We start from the raw sequence: 5,500 nt of genomic DNA, 5'->3' as shown, positions 1-5,500 counted from the left end.
GTCCTGGCCGCGGTCCCGATGCCGCCGGGCAGCGCGCCGCGCGCCCGCGTGCCAGTGGCGCCTGTGGGGGAACCTGGCACAAACCCCCGCAGGCCCCGTTGCGCCTGCCATCCAAAGACCTTAACCTCATGACGAATATAGACGTGACGAATCTGACAACCCCGAGGGAGACCCATGGGCGCGGAAGCTGCGGACAGGGATCTCGAGGCCTTCCGGGGCAGGGTACGTGCCTGGCTCGCCGACCGCGCGGGCCCGCGGGCCGGCCCAGGTGAGGGCCGCCAGGAAGGCTGGGGACAGGGGCCGGACGACGTGTCGGTCTTTCACAGCCTGTCCTTCGCGGACGAGAAGGCGCTGATCGACCGGGCGGCTGCCTGGCAGCGGCAGAAGTTCGACGCCGGCTTCGGCGCGATCACCTGGGCTCCCGAGTACGGCGGCGGCGGGCTCGGGCCCGAGTTCGCCGAGGTGTTCGCCCACGAGGAGGCACACGTCGAGACTCCGCCGGGGCACGAGCTGCTGACGGTGACGCTGCACCTGATCGCCCCAACGATCGAGCTCGTCGGCACCCCCGGCCAGCGCGCTCTCCTGGTGCGGCGGTTCCTGCGCGCCGAGGAGCTGTGCTGCCAGCTGTTCTCCGAGCCGGGCGCTGGTTCCGACCTCGCCGCCCTGGCCACCCGCGCGGTTCGCGACGGTGACGCCTGGGTGGTCAACGGGCAGAAGGTCTGGAGCTCGGGTGCCCAGTTCGCCGACTGGGGCATGCTCATCGCGCGGACCGACCCGGATGCCGCGAAACACGCGGGCCTCACCGCCTTCATGATCGCACTGGGCTCTCCCGGAGTGACCATCCGACCGCTGCGCCAGATGTCGGGCGGTTCGTCGTTCAACGAGGTCTTCCTCGACGACGTCCGGGTTCCCGACTCCCTGCGTCTCGGGGAGGTGGGCGGGGGCTGGCGGACGGCCCTGACGACGCTCGGGTTCGAGCGCGAGGCCAGCAGCGCGCCGAGCCAGGTCGGCGGGGGCTTCCGGGAACTCGTGGCGCTGGCCCGGTGGCTGGGTCGGGCGGGCGATCCGCTGGTCCGCCAGCAGCTCGCCGACGTGTTCATCAACGAACGGCTCGCCCGGGTGTCGGCCCAGCGGGATGAACAGGCCCGGCAGGCCGGCCGGGCGCCGGGGGCGGCGGGCTCCCTGCGCAAGCTGCGCTGGGTGGCGGGCATGGAATCGGCGTCGCGGACGGCCGCTCTGCTGCTCGGCCCGCGCCTGACGGCGGACACCGGTGAGTGGGGCACGTTCTGCTGGAGCTCCCATGTCCTGGGCGCTCCGGGCTACCGGATCGCGGGTGGTTCGGACGAGATCCAGCGCAACATCATCGCCGAGCGGATCCTCGGGCTGCCGGGCGAGCCGCGGACCGACCGGGGCAGGCCCTGGCGGGACATCCCACGTTGACCATCGGCGGATCCCACCGTGGCGGGAGCACAGATGCGCCAGTACGATGACCCCGGGCATGGCAGCCCGCTCCAGGGCAAGGTGGCACTCGTGACAGGCGGGAGCCGCGGCCTCGGCCGGGAGATGGTGCTCGCGTTCGCCGCGGCCGGCGCGGACGTCGTGATCACAAGCCGGAAGGCCGCCGGCTGCGCGGAACTCGCCGCGGAGGTCCGCCGCGCCACCGGCCGCAGGGCGTTGCCCTACCCCGCGCACGTCGGCGACTGGGCCGGCCTCACCCGCTTGGTGGACGCCGTCTACGACGAGTTCGGCCGGCTCGACATCCTGGTCAACAACGCCGGTATCGCCCCGCGCTACCCGAGCCTGGACGAGGTGACCGAGGAGCTGTTCGACAAGGTCATCGGGGTCAACCTCAAGGGGCCGTTTCGGCTCACCGCGCTCGCCGGTGCCCGCATGGCCCGCGCCGGCGGCGGTTCGATCATCAACATCAGCAGTGTCGCGGCGGTGCGCCCGACGCCGGGCGACCTCCCCTACGCGGCGGCCAAGGCGGGCCTGAACACCCTGACCGCCGGCTTCGCCCAGGCCTTCGGGCCGACGGTCCGGGTCAACACGATCATGGCAGGGCCGTTCTTCACCGACATCAGCAGGACCTGGGACATCCCGGCCTTCGAGGCGATGGCCGGACGCTTCCCCCTGGGCCGGGGCGGCGACCCGCGCGAGATCGTCGGTGCGGCCCTGTACTTCGCCGGGCCCGCGTCGAGTTTCACCTCCGGCGCGCTGCTCGCCGTCGACGGCGGCCAGGCAGTCGTCCCCTATACCGCTCCGGCTGACGGGCCAGACTGACGGGCCAGACTGCCCCAGACATCCGTTCCGCCCCGGCCGCCACGCAACGGATGTCGGCCTCAGGTGGCAGCGGTCCCCTCCGCGGGATGGACGTTGACGATGACCGCTGTGCCCCGGCTACCGACGAGGGACAGCGCGGACTCCAGCAACCGGCCGTCACCGGCGGCCATGGTCATGACAACGGTGTTCGCCATGCAGCCATGGGTGAGGTCACGCACCGCCGGCAGCGCGCCGTCGAGGGTCGTCGTTGTCAGCGTCGGCTCCCCCGGCCACAGCACCGCCGCGTGGGTTCTCACCGTGCCGTCCCCGCGTCCGGGGCCGGCCGTGTCACCGGGGACACACCTGAGGGCCGGGCCCGCCGACCTCGGCAAGGTAGCCGGTGGCATCCACCCGGCGCTCGCCCCAGCGAATCTCGAGGAGAAGCCTGCTGATTTTCCAGCCGTCCGCTTCGCGTCGCAGCTGGTTGTGGTAGCCGCGCCCGCCGCCGCGCTGGCGCGTCAGCCCCCCACCTTCATCCACACACTCTTGATCTCGGTGAAATCGTCGAGCGAGGCCGCGCCCAGGCTGCGGCCGTGCCCGGAGTTCTTCACGCCGCCGTAGGGCACCGTCGGGTAGACCATCTGGTAGGTGTTCACCCACACCGTTCCGGCCCGTAATGCTCTGCTCGTGCGGTGTGCCAGGCCCAGATCGTTCGTCCACACACCGGCCGCCAGCCCGTACTCGGTGTCGTTGGCGATGGCGATGGCCTCCTCCTCCGAGCCGAACTCCAGCACGGACATCACCGGCCCGAAGATCTCCTCGCGGGCGATCCGCATGTCGTTGCGCACGGATGTGAACACCGTTGGCTGGTGGAAGTAGCCGACGTCGCCATGGCGCTCACCGCCGAGCACCAGCTCCGCGCCCTCGTCCCGGCCGTAGCCGACGTAACGCCGCACCCGCTCCAGCTGCTCGGCGGACACCAGCGGCCCCAGCTGGCTGCTGGGGTCGAAACCCGAGCCGAGCTGGATGTCACGCGAGCCGTCAATGATCATGCTTACCAGTGTGTCGTGCACGGAGCGGTGGACCAACAGGCGGCTGCCCGCGGTGCACACCTGCCCGGACGCGCCCCACACCCCGGCCATGGCCGCGGCGGCGGCGGCCTCCAGGTCGGCGTCGGGGAAGACGATGAACGGGCTCTTGCCGCCGAGCTCGAGGCTCACCCGTTTCACCCGTGCGGCGGCAGCGGCCTGGATGGCGCTTCCGGTCGCCACCGAACCGGTGAACGACACGGCGTCGATGTTGGCGGAGGTGACGAGGGCCGCGCCCACCACCTCACCGACACCTTGGACGACGTTGAAGACCCCCGGCGGGATTCCCGCCTCGAGCGCCAGCTCCGCCATGAGAACCGCCGACATGGGGGTCTGCTCGGCCGGCTTCAGCACGACGCTGTTGCCGGCGCTGATGGCGGCGGCCACCGCGGCGAACACGGCTGTCGGCCCGTTCCACGGGGTGATCAGGCCGATGGCGCCGATCGGCTCCCGATGCTGGTAGACGACCAGGTCCGACGGTACCGCCGGGATCGCTCCGGCAATCTTGGAGGGCCAGCCAGCGTAGTAGTCGATACCGTCGACCGCGAACTGGACGATGAAGCCCTCGTAGAAACGCGGCAGTCCCGAGTCGATCACGTCGATCTCGGCGAAGACGTCGGCCCGCTCCGCCAGGAGGCTGGCGAGCCTGCGCATCCGGCGTTCCTTTTCCAGCGGCGGGAGGAAGCGCCACCGACCGTCGTCGAACGCGGCACGCGCGGACCGCGCGGCCCTTTCGGCGTCGGCCGCCGAGCCGGCCGCGGCGGTGGCGACGTGGCGTTCTGTCGCGGGGTCGATGACCGCCATCGTCGCCCCGTCGAGGGACGGGACGACCGCACCGTCGATCACGTGGCCGAACAGGGGGCGCGCCAGCTGGCGGGCGGTTTCCGCCGAGATCGGATATACCGATTGATCATCCAATGTGCTGCTCATCGAAGCTGCTCCGATCTGGTTGCGGGAAACCCGCGGACATCACCGCGGTCACGGCGTTCGACGGCCAGGGCAGTTCGACGGCCAGGGCACAGGAGATCCCCGGACACCGGCCTGGGCCCGCGTCACGGCTCGGCCACGGTTGTGACGGCGGGCTCGGTCGCGGTCGTGGCCGCCTGTGCCCGCCGGCTGCGCCGCGTCTGGGCGACCTGCCGGCTCGCCAGGGAGACCGCGATCAGCAGCGCCACCCCCTGGAACAGCGGCTGGATCCAGAAGGTGCCAGGCCCGAAGGCCAGCTGTAGCCCCTTGACGCCGAAAGCGAGCGCGAAGTAAGCGATCAGCGTGCCCCACACATTGGGCCGCCGGGAGAACTGCGACGCCCCGAAGAACACCGCCGCCAGCGCGGGGAACAGCAGGCCCGGACCGGCGTCCGCGGTGTAGGCGCCGACCCGCATCGCGTAGATGACGCCGGCGATCCCGGCCACCGCGCCGGAGGCGACGAGCGAGCCGTAGACAAGCCGCTCCGTCGACAGGCCGGCCAGCCGCGCGGCATCGGGGCTGCTGCCGACGGCGAACAGGTAGCGCCCGGCCGGCGTGTGCTCCAGCACGAACCACCCGATGACCGCCAGTACCAGCAGGTAGAGCACGACCACCGGAACACCCAGCAGGTTCGTGCTGCCAAGCGTCGCGAACCGGTCGGAGAACGCGCCGGTGATCTGACGGTTGTCGGAGACCTTCAGCCCCACAGCGGTGAGCACCTGGCTCACGCCGAGGGTGGCTATCAGTGAGTTGACCCGCAACCGCACCACCAGGAAACCGCTGATCAGACCGACCAGGCAGCACAACAGCACAGCGCCGGTACAGACCAGGGCGATCGGGACGCCGGTGTTGGCCGCGAACCAGTTGATCACGACGAGCGACAGCCCCATCATCGCGCCGATCGACAGGTCGAAAACACCGGCCGCGAGCGGGACGAGGAAGGCCAGTGCCAGAACCGCCGTCACCACGCCTTCACCGAAGGTGAGACGGAACGTGCTGACCGTCAGGAACAGGTGCGGCTTGAGCGCGCCGAAGATGACGATGAACAGCGCGAAGAGAATCAGTGCGCTGTACCTGCCGAGCGTGACGCTGACCGGCTGCCGGACCGGCTCCGGCGGACGGGGAGCGCCGGAGCTCCCGCGGCCCGTCCCGCCCGCCGCGGCGACGCCGGCTTCCCGCGCCGTGGC

Annotated in this window: 6 protein-coding genes; 2 read left to right on the top strand and 4 right to left on the bottom strand. The window is 71.2% G+C overall.

Features of this window, described 5'->3' with window-relative positions:
• Positions 1-174 precede the first annotated feature (174 nt).
• Positions 175-1,440 carry an acyl-CoA dehydrogenase family protein gene (locus MJ783_RS19920; protein ID WP_239312566.1) on the top strand — a complete coding sequence of 422 codons (1,266 nt, stop codon included), beginning with the start codon at positions 175-177 and terminating at the stop codon, positions 1,438-1,440.
• A gap of 33 nt (positions 1,441-1,473) precedes the next feature.
• Positions 1,474-2,280, top strand: coding sequence for an SDR family NAD(P)-dependent oxidoreductase (locus tag MJ783_RS19915; RefSeq protein WP_239312563.1), 807 nt, complete (start codon positions 1,474-1,476; stop codon positions 2,278-2,280).
• 59 nt (positions 2,281-2,339) lie between these two features.
• Here MJ783_RS19915 and MJ783_RS19910 read toward each other — a convergent pair whose 3' ends face one another.
• The 4 genes from MJ783_RS19910 to MJ783_RS19895 all read right to left on the bottom strand — a co-directional run.
• Positions 2,340-2,576 carry a hypothetical protein gene (locus tag MJ783_RS19910; protein WP_239312560.1) on the bottom strand — a complete coding sequence of 79 codons (237 nt, stop codon included), beginning with the start codon at positions 2,574-2,576 and terminating at the stop codon, positions 2,340-2,342.
• Between the two features lie 31 nt (positions 2,577-2,607).
• Positions 2,608-2,799 carry a hypothetical protein gene (locus MJ783_RS19905; RefSeq protein ID WP_239312557.1) on the bottom strand — a complete coding sequence of 64 codons (192 nt, stop codon included), beginning with the start codon at positions 2,797-2,799 and terminating at the stop codon, positions 2,608-2,610.
• Positions 2,778-4,277: an aldehyde dehydrogenase gene (locus MJ783_RS19900; protein WP_239312556.1), complete on the bottom strand. Its 1,500-nt coding sequence runs from the start codon at positions 4,275-4,277 to the stop codon at positions 2,778-2,780. The genes MJ783_RS19905 and MJ783_RS19900 overlap by 22 nt, the downstream gene beginning before the upstream one ends.
• 122 nt (positions 4,278-4,399) lie before the next feature.
• The coding region (locus tag MJ783_RS19895) for an ABC transporter permease (protein ID WP_239312554.1) at positions 4,400-5,500 on the bottom strand (1,101 nt) is incomplete at its 5' end.

The sequence above is a fragment of the Protofrankia sp. Cj3 genome (assembly GCF_917627355.1).
Taxonomy (GTDB): Bacteria; Actinomycetota; Actinomycetes; order Frankiales; family Frankiaceae; genus Protofrankia.
Note: the sequence above shows the minus strand (reverse complement) of the source record. Positions and strands in the feature narration are given on the sequence as shown.